Source organism: Chromobacterium haemolyticum DSM 19808 (assembly GCF_000711885.1).
GTDB classification, from domain to species: Bacteria; Pseudomonadota; Gammaproteobacteria; order Burkholderiales; family Chromobacteriaceae; genus Chromobacterium; species Chromobacterium haemolyticum.
The window spans coordinates 55,681-73,515 of sequence record NZ_JONK01000004.1; the positions used below are offsets into that span (position 1 = coordinate 55,681).

Below are 17,835 nucleotides of genomic sequence, written 5' to 3' on the forward strand. Positions count from 1 at the left end.
GTTATTGGGGGCTTACTGTGACGGGCCTTCGTCCTTCAACTGCTCCTCGTGCTCCAATTCTTGTTGCGCCTCCAGCGCCTGTTCCTCGGCTTCGCGCAGCAAGTGGTTGATCCTTTCGAAGTCGAACAGATCCTGGGTGTTGCGCAGCCGCTCGGCGTAATGAATGATGTTGCTGCCGTCGGCCAGCAGCAGAGCGGGCGCGGTGTAGCCGCTAAGCGGATATTCGCGGATCAACACCCCGTAATGTTTGTGGAAATCGCGGCCGCGTAGCGTGGACAGCAGGGTAACGTGGGGCAAGCCGTGCTCGCGCCGGGCGCGGGCCAGAGAGGACGGCGAATCCACCGTGATCACCACCAGGCTGATTTGCGGCCAGCGCTCCAGAAAGCGCCGCGTCTCCTGTAGCAGATATTGGCCGCCATGCTCGTATTCATCCAGCGAGAGCAAGGTCAGAATCAGCTTGGGTACGCCGCCCAAGCCTTCCAGCGACACGTCCTGCTTGCCGTCGCCCACCAGCATGAAGCTGGGTAGATAAGCGCCCACTTCAGGGAAGTCCCCCTCCACCGGCAACAACTCATCGCCGTATTGCAACATGAAGTCGCTCATTCTCGTCTCCCTATGCCCATTCTTCTATCGTGGACCACATGACGGCAAAATCAAGCCGCCGTTTTGCTATGAGCATAAAAAAAGCCCGCGTGGACGCAGGCTGTAAGGGCTGGGAAAACAAAAGTTCAGGATTGGGCGGCTTTCGCGGTGGCCAGCTGAGCGGGCAGCGGCGCGGCGGCCGGCTCCTCCGGCAGAACCGGCTCACCCGCCAGCACGCGGCGCATGCGTTCTTCGTCCAGCGCCTTCTCCCAGCGCGCCACCACGATGGTGGCCACGCCGTTGCCTATCAAATTGGTGATCGCGCGGGCTTCAGACATGAAGCGGTCGATGCCGATCAGCAGCGCCAGGCCGGACACCGGCAGCTTGCCGCCCAGCGTGGCCAGCGTGGCGGCCAGGGTGATGAAGCCGCCGCCGGTCACCGCCGCCGCGCCCTTGGAGGTCAGCAGCAGCACGCCCAGCAGGCCCAGCTCCTCCGCCAGCGTCAGGTCCACATTGGTGGCCTGGGCGATGAAGATGGCGGCCATGGTCAGATAGATGGAGGTGCCGTCCAGATTGAAGGAGTAGCCGGTGGGAATCACCATGCCCACCACCGGTTTGGAGCAGCCCAGGTTCTCCAGCTTCTTCATGATGCCCGGCAGCGCGGATTCCGACGAGGATGTGCCCAGCACCAGCAGCAGTTCTTCCTTGATGTAGACCAGGAAGCGCCACAGGCTGAAGCCGTTGAGTTTGGCGATGGTGCCCAGCACAACGAAGACGAAGGCGAAACAGGTGAGGTAGACACAGAGCATCAGGAAGCCCAACTGCTTGAGCGAACCCACGCCGTACTTGCCGATGGTGAAGGCCATCGCGCCGAAGGTGCCGATGGGGGCCAGCTTCATCAGCATATTGATCACGCCGAACAGAGCGTGGGAAAACTCGTCCAGGATGTGGACGATGGTCTTGCCGTTGTCGCCCATCTTGGTCAGCGCCAGGCCCAGCAGCACCGAGAAGGTCAGCACCTGCAGGATTTCGCCATTGGCGAACGCGCCCACCACCGTATCCGGGATGATGTGCATCAGGAAATCAATGCTGCTCATTTCCTTGGCGTTGGCCGCGTACTTGGCCACCGAGTGCGCGTCCAGCGTGCTGGGGTCCACATTGAGGCCGGCGCCGGGCTTGAGCACATTCACCACCACCAGGCCGATCACTAGCGCCAGTGTGGTGACGGCTTCAAAGTAGAACAGCGCTTTCACGCCCACGCGGCCCACTTCCTTCATATCGCCCATCTTGGCGATGCCCACCACCACGGTGGCGAAGATGATGGGGGCGATCATCATCTTGATCAGTTTGATGAAGGCGTCGCCCAGCGGCTTCATCTTCGCGCCCAGGTCGGGAACGAAGGCGCCGAGCATCACGCCGAGGAAAATGGCCAGCAGCACCTGGAAATAGAGGCGCTGGTAAAGAGGGGTTTTGGTTCGCATCGCGGTCCCTGTAGCGTTGTCTGACTCCGGCGCGGGGAGGGCCGAAGTTGTTATGCAATCAAAAGCGGGCTCTTGATGGCCCATGACTGCGGATGCTAGCAAGAGGAAGAGCGGCGACGAATTGCCGATATCCCTATGCGGGATATCCCCAACACGAACCAAATCACGCCTGCGCGTTGGCATGGCCGCGTCGTTTTGGCGGAGGCAAGGCTCCATCCAAGCCGTCAGCTTCTATGCTTGGAAGACGCATCGTCAGAATCCAGCGGGAGGCTTGTCGCCATGAGGCACGCATTTGTCTACCTAGCCCTGTTGTTGGGCGCGCTCTCCGCCTGCGTCATGGCGGAATCGGCCTCGCCTCGCCTCCGCTTGCTGACCGAGGACTACCCGCCGTTCAACATCGCGCTGGAGGAGGGCAAGATCGGCGGCCTGTCCACCGACATCCTGCGCGAACTGTTCCAGCGCGCCGGCATTCCGTACAGCATGGAACTGCTGCCCTGGCTGCGCGCCTACGCCATCGCGCAGCAGGAGAGCAATAGCTGCGTTTACTCGACCTCGCGCACGGCGAGCCGGGAGGGGCAGTTCAAATGGGTGGGGCCGCTGGTCAGCAATTCCTGGAGCCTGTTCGCCGGCCCCCACAGCCCCACGGGGGTGGCCACGCTGGAGGACGCGCGCGGCTACACCATAGGCGGCTACAAAGGCTCGGGCATGTCGCAGTATCTGGCCGATCTGGGCTTCAAACTGGACCTGGCGAGAGCGGACGATTTGAACGCCAGGAAGCTTGTGGCCGGCCATATCGATTTCTGGGCCAGCGGCGAGTTCAGCGGCGCTTATATCGCCGCCGCCAACCGTCTGCCCGTCCGCCTGCTGTTCAGCTTCAACACGGTGCAGATGTATCTGGCCTGCAACCTGGGGGTGGACGAGCGCATCGTGCAGAAACTCAACAAGACGCTGCTCAGTATGCAGCGCGACGGCGTGGTCGACGCGCTGCGCAAGCATTATCGCTAGGCTGACCTAATATGGGCGCTAAGCTCAGTGGAATTGCTTGATATAGGACGCCACGCCGCCCAATAGCATCTCAATCGAGATCGCGGTCAGCACCAGGCCCATCAACCGCTCCAGCGCGGTGATCGCCTGCTCGCCCAGCAGCTTTTGCAGCTTGCCGGAAAACAGGAATACCAGCAGCGTCACCAACATGCAGATGGTCAAGGCGCCCAGCCATTCCAGCATCCGCTCCGGCTCGCGGGTGGACATCAGCAGCACGGTGGCCATCGCCGAGGGGCCGGCGATCAACGGCACGGCGATCGGCACGATGAAGGGCTCGCCGTGCATCTTGTCGCCGCCGAACACGCTGCCCTCGCCGGGGAAGATCATCTTGATGGCGATCAGGAACAGAATCACGCCGCCGGCCACCCGCATCGAATCATCGGTCAGATGCATCAAGTCCAGAAAATTGCGGCCAAAGAACATGAAGGCGGACAGCACCAGGAAGGCGATCAGGCATTCGCGGTAGACCACGCGGCGGCGGCGTTCCGGCTTGACCTGCTTGAGCGCGGCGATGAACAGTGGAATATTGCCCAGCGGATCGGTGATCAGGATCAGCAGGACGGTGGCGGACAGGAAAGAGGTTTGCATGGTGTGTGCTTGCAGCGTTGAGTGGTATCAATGGCGCGCAGGCCCTGTGCGTAAGGCTCTGGATTTTTAAGCGCGCGTCCGGGCGGGATTATCTCATGGCGATGCCGAATGGGTTAGTCCGGATTGCGACGGTTTTATTCGTTTGGCCTGCCGGCTCGTCTGCCCGCCTGGCGCGGCTGGCGGGCGTTGGCGGGCTCAGCTCAGTTCCTGCAACGCTTCATAAGCCTGTTGCAAGCGCCGGGCAAAGGATTCGAGCAGACAATATACCTGCTCGCGCTCCAGATGCCCGATCTCGGACTGGTTCAGCAGCGTTAGCAACTCGGCCAGCGCTGCGGATTGGGCCTAGCTTCAGCGAGGCGGCGTGATAGATGTCGTGGATGGATTGGCTGCAATGCGTCAGCCGTTTTAGCTCGGGTTCGAGGATGCGCAGTGCGTCTTGTGGCAGGCTCTGCGCGTGCGGCTGCTGGATCAGGCGGTCTAGTTCAATGAGGCTGGGGAAGGGATTCATGGCCGGGCCTCCAGAACCGAGGCGCGGGCCGGGGCGGCTCGGGGGATCGCTGAAAGTTTAAACGAATCGGCGGAGGCGGCGATTGAGGAGCGGGTTGAGGCCATGAGCCTCAAAACGGCCTGAAGATCGCACCTTATATTCTGGAGCAATACATCATAAAAACGGCGAGCCATGGCTCGCCGTTTTGCTGTCCGCGCGCTGTGTTACTCCGCGGTGTGATCGTCCTGCTCGATGGTTTCGGCCTGCTCGCCCGGTTTTTCCTTGCGGGCGCTGCCTTCCACCATATTGATGACGAACAGCCGGCATTGTAGCGAGCCGTTGTACAGCGGGGTGCGGCGCTTGGGCGACAGGTGGATCAGCTTGGCCAGACGCAGGTCGCCGCTGAACAGGTTGGCGTGCCAGCCGGCGAAGTGTGCCTTCAGCCAGTCGCCCAGTTGCGGGTACCATTCAGCCAGCTGGTCCAGTTCGTCCATGCGCACGCCGTAGGGCGGGTTGGCCACCAGGATGCCGTTTTCGCCGTTGGGGCGGGTGTCCAGCACATCCATCGCTTTCAGTTCCACCAGGCCGGAGAGGCCGGCGCGCTCCAGGTTGTCCTTGGCGACGTTGATGATGGCCTGATCGCGGTCGGAGCCGTTGATCGTCAGCTTGGTCAGCGGCTTTTCGGCGTGCTGGGCGTCCAGCAGCAGTTTTTCCCAACTGGCGGAATCGAAGCCGCGCAGTTTCTGGAAGGCGAATTTGCGTTGGCGGCCCGGCGCGCGGTTCAGCGCGATGTCGGCGGCTTCCACCAGGAAGGTGCCGCTGCCGCACATCGGGTCCAGCAGCGGCTGGCTGCCGTTGTAGCCGGTCAGCATCAGGATGCCGGCGGCCAGGTTTTCACGCAGCGGCGCGTCGCCGGTTTCCTGGCGCCAGCCGCGCTTGAACAGCGGCTCGCCGCTGGTGTCCAGGTAGATGGTGGCGCTGTCTTCAGTCAGGAAAACATGGATGCGCACGTCCGGGTGACGGGTGTCGACATTGGGCCGGCCCAGCTGCGCCTGGCGGAAGCGGTCGCAGATCGCGTCTTTCACTTTCAGCGAGATGAAATCCAGGCTCTTGAAGTGGCAGCGGATGGCGTCGGTCTTCAGCTTGATGCTGTTGGACACGTCGAACCAGCGCGGCCAGTCCACGTTCATCGCCAGGCGGTAGATGTCCTGCTCGTTGCGGTAGCCGCCTTGGGCCAGTTGCAGCAGCACGCGGCTGGCGGTGCGGCTGTGCAGGTTGGCCGCCATCAGCAGATCGCGGTCGCCGGCGAAGGCCACGCCGCCGTCGGCGGTGGCGATGTCGCGCGCGCCCAGGCCGCGCAGTTCGTCGGCCAGGATGGCTTCCAGGCCCCGCGGGCAGGGGGCGAACAGGGACAGCACGCTGTCGCGCACCTGGGTCAGGCTGGGCGCTTGGCGTTCGGAAGGCGCATGGCGCGGCGCTTCGGCGTAGCGGTGTTCGCCGCGGGTTTCCACGCGGTGTTGGTCGCCCAGCGGCTTCAGGCGGCCGGCGCCGGGGTTACCGAACTGTTGGCGAGTTTCGCCTTCGCGACGCTCGTGGCGCGGGCGTTCTTCTTGCTGCCAGCTTTGGCGCGGGGCGCGTTCGGCGTCGTCGCGGCGGTCGTCGTTATCGCGATAGGACGGTTTGCTGAACAGCTTGCGCGTGCCGCCTTCGCTGCGTTCGGCCGGCTCGCTTTGCCGCCGGTCCTGACGCGGCGCTTGTTCGCTGTCGTCGCGGCGGAAGCGGTTGTCGCGTTCGGCGGATTTGCCGAACAGCTTGCGCGGGCCGTCCTCGCCGCGTTCAGCAGGCTCGTTTTGCTGCCACGGCTTGCGGGGCGCTTGTTCGGCGTCGTCGCGGCGGAAACGGTTGTCGCGGTCGCCGTGTTGGCGCTCTTGCCATGGCTTGCGCGGGGCGTCGTCGCGGCGGTCGCTATGCTGGCGCTCTTGCCACGGTTTGCGCGGGGCATCGTCGCGGCTCTCGCCGTGTTGACGTTCCTGCCATGGCTTGCGTGGTGTTTGCTCGGCGTCGTCACGGCGGAAGTGGTTGTCGTGCTTGGCAGATTTGCCGAACAGCTTGCGCGGACCATCTTCGCGCTGCTCGCTGTGCTGGCGTTCCTGCCAAGGCTTGCGCGGCGCCTGTTCGGCGTCGTCCCGGCGGAAGCGCTGCTCACGGTCTGCGGACGGATTGAACGGCTTGCGCGGCTGATCCACATGGCGTTCGCCGTCGCGCTGTTGCCAGCGGGGCTTGCCTTGCGGCGCGCCTTGTTCGCCGTCCCGTTCCAGGTGCAGCGGTTTGCGGCCGGACGGGCCGCGGTCGCGGCTGTAAGGCTTGCGTTCTTGTTCCACGTCCGCCGTGGCGTTCAGCGGTTTGCGGCCGGATGGGCCTCGGTCGCGGCTGTAATCGCGCGGCTCGCGGTCTTCGCGGTGATGGAAGGGCTTCTTGGGGCCGCTGCCTTGCGGGCGTTCTTCGCCGTCACGGGCGAAGCTGCGCGGTTGCCAGTTGTTGCCGCGCTCTTTATTGAAGCGGTCCTGCTTGAAATTATCTTGGCCTTCGTTGCGTTCAAAGCGCTGCTGGCCTTGCGGGCGGCGTTCGTTGCCATACGGCTTGTCGCGCCCGGCTTGTTGGTCGCGTCCTTGGTAGGGGCCGCGCTTGCCGCCGTCTCGCGGGGTTTGTCCCTGTCCTGCGCCGCGGTCCTGCCAGTTTGGCTTGGCATTGCCTGGGCGCGGGCCGGAATAGGGCGCGCGCGGCGAGGCGTCCGCCGAAGGCGCTTTCTTCTGGATCACGGGGCTTTTGCCGGCCGGGCTGTCTCCGCCTGCCGGCGAACTGGCCTCATTGTCGCGGCTATTGAAATCGCGGCGCATATTGGCACGCTGGCGGGAACGGAAACTGGACATGGAACTTCCTTGAGTAAGCAGACTTTTAAGCAATTCTTTGATTTTAACTTATTTGTCCGGAGGCTGCTTGGTGACTGCAAGGGTTTCCGCTACCATATCCGGTTCGATTCAAGATGATAAATGATGTTGCACAGCTCATTCGCCGCGCGGCTGACCGCCTGGCAAAAAATGCATGGACGCCATGATTTGCCATGGCAAGTCAGCGACCCGTACCGGATTTGGCTGTCCGAGATCATGCTGCAGCAGACCCAGGTCAAAAGCGTGCTGGAATATTACCCGCGCTTTCTCGCCCGCTTTCCGGACGTGGCGGCTTTGGCCGCCGCGCCGCAGGAGGATGTGCTGACACTGTGGAGCGGCCTGGGTTATTACAGCCGGGCGCGCAATCTGCACAAGGCGGCGCAGATGGTGATGGCCGAATTTGGCGGCAGCTTCCCGGCCGAGCGCCAGCAACTGGAGCGTCTGCCCGGCGTGGGGCGTTCCACCGCGGCGGCGATTGCTTCTTTTGCTTTTGGCCGGCGGGAAACCATTCTGGACGGCAACGTCAAGCGCGTGCTGACCCGCTGTTTCGGCGTTGCCGGTTTCCCCGGCGAGAAGGCGGTGGAGCAGCGTTTGTGGTGCTTGGCCGAAACATTGTTGCCGCAGGATGAGGCGCTGATGAGCGCCTACACTCAAGGTTTGATGGACTTGGGCGCCACGGTGTGCAGCCGCGGCAAGCCGGCTTGTACCGTCTGTCCGATGGTGGACGGCTGCGTGGCGGCGCGCGAGGGGCGCACCGGAGAGCTGCCGACGCCGCGGCCCAAAAAGGCCGTGCCCACGCGCCATACGGTGATGCTGCTGGCCACGCACCAGGACAAGGTGTGGCTGCAGCGGCGGCCGCCTTCCGGCATTTGGGGCGGACTGTTGTCGTTGCCGGAGTTCGAGACCTCGACGCAGGCCGAGGACTGGCTGCAGCGCGCGGGGCAGGGCGACGCTTTGCCGGCCTGGCCGGAGTTGGAACATGTATTCACGCATTATCGTTTGATCATTACGCCGTTGCCGGCGCGCCTGGATGGCTTGAACGGCGGCGCGGTGATGGAAGACAACGGCCAGTGGCTGCCGTTGGCGGAAGCGCCGGACGCCGGTGTGCCCGCGCCGGTGCGCCGGTTGTTGTTGCGCTTGGCCGAGTAGCCGGGCGCTGTCGAAACACGATTTGATTGAGTTACTGGGTTGATATGGTTTCCGTAGTTCGTTCGATGGCTGACACCCTGGCAGACGCGGCTAATCCGCAGCGCTGGCTGGAGGGCTTGTCTTCTTCGCTGAGCGGCGAAGAGCAGGCGATGATCACCCGCGCCTTTGACGAGGCGCGCGCCCTGTACTGCGGCAAGACCATGGCCCAGACCGGCGAGGATTTGTTCAACCACGCGGTGGCCGCGGCCGCTATCGTGGCGGATCTGAATCTGTTGCCGGACGCCATCGTCGCCACCTTGATGTTCGCCGCTTCGGATTACCGCGATGACTGGCAGGCCTGGCTCTCCGAAACCTTTAATCCGACGGTGGCGGTGTTGGTGGAGGGGGTCAACGGCGTGCGCCGCATCACCGAGCTGGCGCGCATAGACAAGCTCTCCACGCCGGAGGAGCGCGCGCGTCAGGCGGAAACCATGCGCAAGATGCTGCTGGCCATGGTGGCGGACATCCGCGTGGTGCTGATCAAGCTGGCCTGGCGCACCCAGACCATGCACTACCTGGCGGAAGTGGCCGACGAGACGGTGCGCCGCCGCATCGCCACGGAAACTCTGGACCTGTTCGCGCCCTTGGCCAACCGCCTGGGGGTGTGGCAGATCAAGTGGGAGCTGGAGGACCTGGGCTTCCGTCATACCGAGCCGGACAGCTATAAGCGCATCGCCAAACTATTGGACGAGCGCCGGCTGGAGCGCATCGATTATATCGACCGGCTGCTGGACACCTTGCGCACGGAACTGAAGAACGCCGGCGTGAAGGCGGAGGTGGCCGGCCGGCCCAAGCACATCTTCTCCATCTGGAAAAAGATGAAGAAGAAAAAGCTGGATTTCTGCGAGCTTTACGACATCCGCGCGGTGCGTATTCTGGTGGAGCGGCTGCCGGACTGCTACACGGCGCTGGGCATTATTCACGGGACCTGGCAGCCGATTCCCGGCGAGTTCGACGACTACATCTCCCACCCCAAGGCCAATAATTACCGCAGCTTGCACACCGCGGTGATCGGTCCGGAGGACAAGGCGGTGGAGGTGCAGATCCGCACTTTCGAAATGCACGAGCACGCCGAGTTCGGCGTGGCCGCGCACTGGCGCTATAAGGAGGGCGGCAAGGGCGACGCCGCCTACGAGGAGAAAATCTCCTGGCTGCGCCAATTGCTGGACTGGCGCGAGGAGATGTCGGACCGCGAAGGTCTGGCCGAGGCGTTCAAGACCGAGCTGTTCGCCGACACCATCTATGTGTTGACGCCGCAAGGCCGGGTGATAGCCTTGCCCTTTGGCGCCACCCCCATCGACTTCGCCTATTCGGTGCACACCAATCTGGGTCACCGTTGCCGCGGGGCCAAGGTGGAGGGGCAGATCGTGCCCTTGTCCACGCCGCTGCAAAACGGCCAGCGGGTGGAAATCCTCACCGCCAAGGAGGGCGGGCCCTCGGTGAACTGGCTGCACGACGGCTGGGTGAAGAGCCATCGCGCCATTTCCAAGATCCGCCAGCACATCCGCCTGCTCAACGCGGACACCGTGCGCGAAACCGGCAAGATGCTGTTTGAGCGCGAGCTGGCACGCCACAGCCATATGCAACCCAATCTGGGCGCGCTGGCGGAGAAGCTGGGCTACGACAAACTGGAAGAAGTGTACGGCGCGCTGGGTCACGGCGAGTTGACCACGCGCGTGGTGTCCAACGCCATCGTCAGCTTCGCGCCTCCACCGCCGACGGACGTGGCGCCGGAAAGCCTGGTCAAGGCCAGTAAAGGCGGTCACGACGCCGGCGGTGTGCTGATCGAGGGCGTGGACAATCTGATGACGGTGCTGGCCAAGTGCTGCAAGCCGGCGCCGCCTGACGGGGTGATGGGCTTCGTCACCAAGGGGCGCGGCATTTCCATTCACCGTACCAATTGCCTGACTCTGAAGAAACTGTCTGTGGCCGCGCCGGAGCGGCTGATCGCCGCGGAATGGGGCGATCAGCGCAGCAGCGTGTTCCCCATCGACATTGAAATCATCGCAATGGACCGCCCCGGCCTGCTGCGCGACCTGTCGGATGTGCTGTCGCGCGAGAAGTTGAACCTGATCGGCGTCAACACCCTGTCGCGCGACACCCGCGCCCGCATGCGCTTTACCGTGGAGGTGCGCCAGGTGCAGGACATCAGCCGGGTGTTGTCGCGGATGATGGAGTTGAGCGGGGTGCAGGAGGCGCGGCGTTTGTAAGAACCTGTTTACGATCGGCTGCGCGTCGGCGATACGGCGTTGAAACCGTGCTCAAAATGCTCATGTACCACTCGTACATTCCGCTTTTTCGCCCGTTTTCGCCTTGTCTCGCCTTAGTTCGCGAGATCGTAAACACGTTCTAAGGCGCGGCCGAGTTTGCGTTGGCACAAGTTCCCTGACGCTGTGCATTGCTTTGACTTGAAGAAATTTTCATAATGGTTTTTTTGCGCCGCCGCCAACCGGCGGCGCTGAAGCTTTGGAACGGCTGGCGAGTGCGTCTGGCCGTTTCTCATTGAAAGGTTTGTTAGCCCATGTCCGAATTGATCGCCGCGGCGCGCCGCGCTCTGTCCCTGATGGACCTCACCACGCTGAACGACGACGACACTCACGACAAAGTCGCCGCGCTGTGCCGCAAGGCCAAGAGCGAAGCCGGAACCGTGGCCGCGGTTTGCGTCTATCCGCGCTTCGTGCCCATTGCCAAGAAGACCCTGCGCGAGGCGGGCTGCCCCGAGGTGAAAGTAGCCACCGTCACCAACTTCCCGGCCGGCGACGACGATATCGCCATTGCGGTGGCGGAAACCCGCGCCGCGATCGCCTACGGCGCGGACGAGGTCGACGTGGTGTTCCCGTACCGGGCGCTGATGGCCGGCAACCGCGAGGTGGGGGCGCAACTGGTGGCGGCCTGCAAGGACGCTTGCGACGGCAAGACCTTGAAAGTCATCATCGAAAGCGGCGAGCTCAAGGATGAGGCGTTGATCCGCGAGGCCAGCCTGATTTCCATCCAGGCCGGCGCCGATTTCATCAAGACCTCCACCGGCAAGGTGCCGGTGAACGCCACGCTGGAAGCGGCCGGCGTGATGTTGTCCGCCATCCGCGAAACCGGCGGCGCTTGTGGCTTCAAGGCGGCCGGCGGCGTGCGCACCGCAGCCGAGGCGGTGGAATATCTGGACCTGGCCGAGCATCTGCTGGGCGCGGAATGGGTGAGCGCGGAGCGCTTCCGCTTCGGCGCCTCCGGCCTGTTGGGCAATTTGCAGGCGGAAATTCAAGGGGGCGAGATCAAGCCGATCAGCGGCTACTGATCGCTCGCCGTTTCATCGCCGCTGACAAACCCCCTGATGCCGCGTTGCACCGACTTATCGGCGCGCCTTGCCTCAGGTGCTCTACGCGGTTTTGCCAGTGGCTCTTGGAACGTGTTTACGATCTCGCGAGCAAGAGCGAGACAAGGTGAAAACGGCTGAGAAAGCGGAATGGTCAAGTGGTGAATGAGCATTTCGAAGGGGGGCTCACCGTGTAACGCCCCTCTACGCGCAGCAGATCGTAAACAGGTTCTTAAATCCTTGGCCGTGGCGTTGGGGCCCGGCCATTATTTATTGCTTGCGGCGCGCTGCGCCGCGGCAGGCGCAAGGCAGGGAGAATGCCATGTTTTTGCCTCAGGAAATCATTCGCAAGAAACGCGACGGCCAGGCGTTGTCGCAACAGGATATCCAACAGTTCGTCGCCGGCATCACCGACGGCAGCGTGGCCGATAGTCAAATCTCCGCGCTGACCATGGCGGTGTACTTCAACGGCATGGCCCTGGAAGAAAACGTGCATATGGCGTTGGCGATGCGCGACTCCGGCCGCCGCATGCAGTGGAGCGACCTTAATCTGCCCGGCCCTGTGGTGGACAAGCACTCCACCGGCGGCGTCGGCGACGTGGTGTCGCTGATGCTGGGGCCGATGGTGGCCGCCTGCGGCGGCTTCGTGCCCATGATTTCCGGCCGCGGCCTGGGCCATACCGGCGGCACGCTGGACAAGCTGTCGGCGATTCCCGGCTACAATCCTTTCCCCAGCCCGGACGAGTTCCGCCGCGTGGTCAAGGAAGTGGGCGTGGCCATCATCGGCCAGACTTCGGACCTGGCACCGGCCGACCGCCGCGTTTACGCGGTGCGCGACGTGACTGCGACGGTGGAGTCGGTGGCGATGATCACCGCGTCGATTCTGTCCAAAAAACTGGCCGCCGGCCTGGACGCCCTGGTGATGGACGTGAAGGCAGGCACCGGCGCTTTCATGCCGACGATGGAGAAATCCGTGGAACTGGCGGAACGCATCGTCAAGGTGGGCAACGGCGCCGGCGTGGCCACCAGCGCGCTGATCACCGAAATGAGCCAGCCGCTGGCCTGGACCGCCGGCAATAGCATAGAAACCCGCGAGGCGGTGCGTTACCTGAAGGGCGACGAGCGCAATCCGAGGCTGCATGAAGTCACCATGGCGCTGTGCGCCGAGATGCTGGTGGTGGGCAAATTGGCCAAGGACGAGGCCGAGGCGCGCGACAAGCTGCAGACCGCGCTGGATTCCGGCCGCGCCGCCGAGATCTTCGGCCGCATGGTGGCCGCGCTGGGCGGCCCGGCCGACTTCATGGAGAACTATGATTCCCATATGGCGCCGGCTCCCATCGTGCGCCCGGTGCTGGCCGAGCGCGCCGGCTTCGTCGGCGGCATGGACACCCGAGGCATCGGCATGGCGGTGTGCGCGCTGGGCGGCGGGCGCCGCCTGCCCAGCGACGAGCTGGATTTCCGAGTCGGCCTGTCCCGCTTTGTCGAGCTGGGGCAGCGCATCGACGCCGGCGCGCCGCTGGCTTATATTCACGCGGCAGACGAAAACAGCTTCGCCGACGCGGAGCGCCGCCTCAAGGCGGCGATCCAACTGGCGGACGCGGCACCTTCCGCGTTGCCGTTGGTCTATCAGAAGATTCGCCAGCAGTAATCCCGGAGCGGCAATATGAAACGAGCCATCATTCTCATTCTGGATTCGCTGGGCATCGGCGCCGCCGCCGACGCCCCGCAGTTCGGAGACGCCGGCAGCAACACGCTGGGCCACATCGCCATGGAGGCGGCCGCCGGCCGCGCCAACATCGGCCGCAACGGCGCGCTGACCCTGCCCAATCTATCCCGCATGGGTCTTGGGCACGCCTGCCGCTTGTCCTCCGGCTATTTTCCGGAGGGCATGGACCCGGCGGAGCCCGTGGCGGCCTACGGCTACGCGCGCGAGCTGTCCAGCGGCAAGGACACACCCTCTGGTCACTGGGAAATCGCCGGCGTGCCGGTATTGTTCGACTGGGGCTATTTCAGCGACCACGACAACAGCTTCCCGCAAGAACTGCTGGACGCCATCGTCGCCAAGGCGGAACTGCCCGGCTATCTGGGCAACTGTCACGCCTCCGGTACCGAGATTCTGGACCGGCTCGGCGAGGAGCATATGAAGAGCGGCAAGCCCATCTTCTACACCTCGGCGGATTCGGTGTTTCAGATCGCCTGTCATGAAGAAACCTTCGGCCTGGAGCGTTTGTACCAGCTGTGCAAGATCACCCGCGAACTGCTGGAGCCGTACAATATCGGCCGCGTCATCGCCCGTCCCTTCGTCGGCGAAGGCAAAGGCCAGTTTGTGCGCACCGGCAATCGCAAGGACTTGGCGGTGGAGCCGCCGGCGGCTACGGTGCTGGAAAAACTGGCCAAGGCCGGCGGCGACGTGGTGTCCATCGGCAAGATCGCCGACATCTACGCCCATGTCGGCATTACCCACAAGCACAAGGCCACCGGCTTTGACCAATTGTGGGACGCCACCCTGGGCGCGATGCGCGATCACCGCGAGCGGCCGGCCATCATCATGGCCAACTTCGTCGACTTCGACTCCAGTTACGGCCACCGCCGCGACACCGCCGGCTACGCCCGCGCGCTGGAGGAGTTCGACGCGCGTCTGCCTGAGGTGATGGCGGCGCTTGGCGACGACGATATTCTGATCCTGTCCGCGGACCATGGCTGCGATCCCACCTGGGAGGGCACGGACCATACCCGCGAACATATCCCGGTGCTGTGCTACGGCAAGAACGTGCCGGCCGGCTCCCTGGGCGAACGCGCCACCTTTGCCGACATCGGCCAGACCGTGGCGGCTCACCTGGGCCTGAGCCCCATGGATTACGGCCAGTCCTTCCTGTGAGACGCGGCTGAATGCAATACGCCTCGGCGTTGACGCGCCGGGGCTCTTTTGAATTTGGAGACTAAAGACGATGGCGACCCCACATATCAACGCCCAACCGGGCGATTTTGCCGAAACCGTGCTGATGCCGGGCGACCCGCTGCGCGCGAAGATGATCGCGGAAACCTTTCTGGAAGACGCCAAGCTGGTGACTACGGTGCGCAATGTGTTCGGCTACACCGGCACCTACCAGGGCAAACGCCTGTCGGTGATGGCTCACGGCATGGGTATTCCGTCCGCCAGCATCTACACCACCGAGCTGATCAAGGACTACGGCGTCAAGAACATCATCCGCATCGGCTCTTGCGGCGCGGTGACGCCTGACATCAAATTGCGCGAGCTCTTCGTCGCCATGGGCGCGTCTACCGACAGCAAGGTCAACCGCATGCGCTTTAACGACCACGACTACGCCGCCATCGCCGATTACGGCCTGCTGCGCGCCGTGGTGGACACCGCGGCGGAGCAGGGCAAGCCGGTGACGGTGGGCAATGTGTTCTCCGCCGATCTGTTCTACGGCGTGCAGCCCAATATGCTGGAAGTGCTGGACAAAATGCAGGTCAAGGTCATCGAAATGGAGCTGGCCGGCATCTACAGCGTGGCCGCGCAATACGGCGCGCGCGCGGTGGGCATTCTGACGGTGTCCGACATTATCCCCACCGGCGAGGCCACCAGCGCCGAAGAGCGTCAAACCACCTTCCGCGACATGATGGAAGTGGCTCTGGCCGCGGCGATCAAGCTGTAAGCGTTTGCCGATTGTCTGACAGCGCAACGGGGCCTTTAGGCCCCGTTTTGGCGCCTGGAAGGGCAAAAATCGAGATAAAAGACAAGGCCGCTCCCAGTTTGCCTTGCAGTGCGGTGGTGATTTTGTCATTGATTTAATAGTGGTTTTTGTGTTTGTGACGTAAAAAGCCACGTTTTATAGTGCGATGCACAAAAAGCCTTGCAATGAAGCAAGTCTCTGCAGATAATGAAACCTGCATCAGGACGTGGCATGCAAAGTGTGCGTTTTGGTGTTGTCTCCTCCATCCTCCTTCTTTAGGTGGAACTTGGCGCAACAAAGCTAGATGTTGCGCTTTTTTTTTGCCCCGCCTCCGCCAAACCCTTCATTCCAACCGCATTTTTCCCTCCGCGGGAGCATCGCCGCCCGGTAGCCGGATTTCTGTTGTCTCACAAGGGTTTGACAGCTGGATCGGGGCTGTAATAGAATCCGTAACTTTCAAGAATTACGATGGAAGAGTTCCATGAAGACCTTTTCTGCCAAGCCGCATGAGGTTAAACGCGACTGGTTTGTGGTCGATGCCAACGACAAGGTTTTGGGCCGCCTCGCTGCTGAGATCGCCCGTCGCCTGCGTGGCAAACACAAGCCGGAATACACCCCGCACGTAGATACCGGCGATTTCATCGTCGTGGTCAACGTCGAGAAGCTGCGCGTTACCGGTGCCAAGGCACAAGACAAGAAGTACTACCGTCACTCCGGCTACCCGGGTGGTATCTACGAGCGCAGCTTCACCGAACTGCAAGACAAGTTCCCGGAGCGCGTTCTGGAAAAAGCCGTAAAAGGCATGCTGCCGAAGGGTCCGCTGGGCTACGCCATGATCAAGAAACTCAAGGTGTACTCCGGTTCCGAGCATCCGCACACTGCTCAACAGCCGAAAGTGCTGGAAATCTGATTTTAAGGCGTAGAAATGAACGGTAAATACTACTACGGCACCGGCCGTCGCAAGAGCTCCGTAGCTCGCGTGTTCATGCAAAAGGGCTCGGGCCAGATCATCGTCAACGGCAAGCCGGTTGATGAATATTTCGCTCGTGAAACCGGTCGCATGGTAATCCGCCAGCCGCTGGCGCTGACCGAAAACCTCGAATCCTTCGACATCAAGGTGAATGTTGTCGGCGGCGGCGAAACCGGCCAAGCCGGCGCGATCCGTCACGGCATCACTCGCGCGCTGATCGACTTCGACACCGCGTTGAAGCCGGCTCTGTCCGCTGCTGGTTACGTGACCCGCGATGCTCGTGAAGTTGAGCGTAAAAAAGTCGGCCTGCGCAAAGCTCGCCGCGCCAAGCAGTTCTCCAAGCGTTAATTCGCCGAATTCTGTTTTCAAGAAAACCGCCTGCGTTTGCCAGGCGGTTTTTTCTTTGTCTGTCGTTTTCCCGCTTCTCCCCTTTCATATTGCAAGGCAGCATCGCAGTGCCTACACTGTCGTTTTTGCGACGCTGTTTTATATAAAGGAATGGGCATGATCAAGGTGGGAATCGTCGGGGGCACCGGTTACACGGGTGTCGAATTGCTCCGCTTGCTGGCAGGCCACCCGTCGGCGCGCGTGACCGCGGTCACCTCGCGCAAGGAGGCCGGCATGAAGGTGGCCGACTTGTTTCCCAGCTTGCGAGGTCGCATCGATCTGGCGTTTTCCACTCCCGACGAAGCCCGGCTGCAGGACTGCGATGTGGTGTTTTTCGCCACACCCAACGGTATTGCGATGAACGAGGCGCGCGAACTGCTGGCCGCCGGCGTGCGGGTGGTGGACCTGGCCGCCGATTATCGGATCCAGGATGTCGCCGAGTGGGAAAAATGGTACGGCATGAGCCACGGCTCGCCGGATCTGGTGGCCGAAGCGGTGTACGGGCTGCCGGAAATCAACCGCGAAGCCATACGCGGCGCGCGGCTGGTGGCGAATCCGGGCTGCTATCCGACCGCGGTGCAGCTGGGCTTCCTGCCCTTGATCGAAGCCGGCGCGGTGGAGCTGTCCAGCCTGATCGCCGACTGCAAGTCCGGCGTGTCCGGCGCCGGGCGCAAGGCGGAAGTGGGGGCCTTGCTGGCCGAGGCCGGAGACTCTTTCAAGGCTTACGGCGTGGCAGGTCACCGCCATCTGCCTGAAATCCGTCAGGGCCTGGGCCGTGCGGCTGCTCAGCCTGTGGGGCTAACCTTTGTGCCGCACCTGACGCCGATGATACGCGGCATCCACGCCACGCTGTACGCGCGGTTGAAGGCCGACGTTGATGTGCAGGCGCTCTTCGAGCGCCGCTACGAGGGCGAAGCCTTCGTCGACGTGCTGCCGGCCGGCAGCCATCCGGAGACGCGCTCGGTGCGAGGCGCCAATGTGTGCCGCATCGCCGCGCACAAGCCGCAGGGCGGTGACACCGTGGTGGTGTTGTCGGTGATAGACAATCTGGTCAAGGGCGCGGCGGGTCAGGCGGTACAGAACATGAACTTGATGTTTGGGCTGCCGGAACAGGCTGGGTTGGACATCGTTCCCTTGCTGCCATGAGACACCCGCGCATGCGCGGAAAGAACTAGT

Annotated in this window: 14 protein-coding genes; 10 read left to right on the top strand and 4 right to left on the bottom strand. The window is 63.0% G+C overall.

Annotation, left to right across the window (positions count from 1 at the left end; translation table 11 throughout):
- Positions 1–12: 12 nt before the first annotated feature.
- Together BR71_RS02320 and BR71_RS02325 are read right to left on the bottom strand one after the other, a co-directional pair.
- Entirely contained in the window at positions 13–603 is a 591-nt protein-coding gene (locus tag BR71_RS02320) for a thiol peroxidase (protein ID WP_081554377.1), read from the bottom strand.
- A 125-nt stretch (positions 604–728) separates the two neighbouring features.
- Positions 729–2,063, bottom strand: a complete 1,335-nt coding sequence (locus BR71_RS02325; RefSeq protein ID WP_043632204.1) for a dicarboxylate/amino acid:cation symporter — start codon at positions 2,061–2,063, stop codon at positions 729–731.
- 279 nt (positions 2,064–2,342) lie between these two features.
- Between BR71_RS02325 and BR71_RS02330 the strand changes: the two genes are divergently transcribed.
- Positions 2,343–3,068: a substrate-binding periplasmic protein gene (locus BR71_RS02330; RefSeq protein ID WP_043632206.1), complete on the top strand. Its 726-nt coding sequence runs from the start codon at positions 2,343–2,345 to the stop codon at positions 3,066–3,068.
- A gap of 24 nt (positions 3,069–3,092) precedes the next feature.
- Here the strand turns inward: BR71_RS02330 and BR71_RS02335 are convergent, their stop codons facing one another.
- Together BR71_RS02335 and BR71_RS25060 are read right to left on the bottom strand one after the other, a co-directional pair.
- Positions 3,093–3,695, bottom strand: coding sequence for a MarC family protein (locus BR71_RS02335; RefSeq protein WP_019100349.1), 603 nt, complete (start codon positions 3,693–3,695; stop codon positions 3,093–3,095).
- A gap of 711 nt (positions 3,696–4,406) precedes the next feature.
- Positions 4,407–7,112, bottom strand: coding sequence for a THUMP domain-containing protein (locus BR71_RS25060; protein ID WP_081862518.1), 2,706 nt, complete (start codon positions 7,110–7,112; stop codon positions 4,407–4,409).
- Positions 7,113–7,238: 126 nt separating this feature from the next.
- Between BR71_RS25060 and mutY the strand changes: the two genes are divergently transcribed.
- The 9 genes from mutY (at position 7,239) to argC (ending at position 17,805) form a co-directional block, all read left to right on the top strand.
- Positions 7,239–8,279 (top strand): A/G-specific adenine glycosylase, encoded by a 1,041-nt coding sequence (mutY, locus tag BR71_RS02345; protein ID WP_043632766.1) that lies wholly within the window; start codon positions 7,239–7,241, stop codon positions 8,277–8,279.
- A 44-nt stretch (positions 8,280–8,323) separates the two neighbouring features.
- Positions 8,324–10,528 (top strand): RelA/SpoT family protein, encoded by a 2,205-nt coding sequence (locus BR71_RS02350; protein ID WP_043592768.1) that lies wholly within the window; start codon positions 8,324–8,326, stop codon positions 10,526–10,528.
- A 311-nt stretch (positions 10,529–10,839) separates the two neighbouring features.
- A complete protein-coding gene (gene deoC / locus BR71_RS02355) occupies positions 10,840–11,607 on the top strand; it encodes a deoxyribose-phosphate aldolase (protein ID WP_043632209.1) in 768 nt (255 codons plus the stop codon).
- 340 nt (positions 11,608–11,947) lie between these two features.
- On the top strand, positions 11,948–13,273 hold the full coding sequence (gene deoA, locus BR71_RS02360) for a thymidine phosphorylase (RefSeq protein ID WP_043632212.1): 1,326 nt from the start codon (positions 11,948–11,950) through the stop codon (positions 13,271–13,273).
- 15 nt (positions 13,274–13,288) lie between these two features.
- Positions 13,289–14,503, top strand: coding sequence for a phosphopentomutase (locus BR71_RS02365; RefSeq protein ID WP_043632215.1), 1,215 nt, complete (start codon positions 13,289–13,291; stop codon positions 14,501–14,503).
- Between the two features lie 70 nt (positions 14,504–14,573).
- Positions 14,574–15,284, top strand: a complete 711-nt coding sequence (gene deoD / locus BR71_RS02370; RefSeq protein WP_043632219.1) for a purine-nucleoside phosphorylase — start codon at positions 14,574–14,576, stop codon at positions 15,282–15,284.
- Between the two features lie 499 nt (positions 15,285–15,783).
- Entirely contained in the window at positions 15,784–16,212 is a 429-nt protein-coding gene (gene rplM / locus BR71_RS02375) for a 50S ribosomal protein L13 (protein WP_019102901.1), read from the top strand.
- 15 nt (positions 16,213–16,227) lie between these two features.
- Positions 16,228–16,620 (top strand): 30S ribosomal protein S9, encoded by a 393-nt coding sequence (gene rpsI, locus BR71_RS02380; RefSeq protein ID WP_019102900.1) that lies wholly within the window; start codon positions 16,228–16,230, stop codon positions 16,618–16,620.
- Positions 16,621–16,776: 156 nt separating this feature from the next.
- Positions 16,777–17,805 carry an N-acetyl-gamma-glutamyl-phosphate reductase gene (gene argC / locus BR71_RS02385; protein ID WP_043632223.1) on the top strand — a complete coding sequence of 343 codons (1,029 nt, stop codon included), beginning with the start codon at positions 16,777–16,779 and terminating at the stop codon, positions 17,803–17,805.
- Positions 17,806–17,835 lie beyond the last annotated feature (30 nt).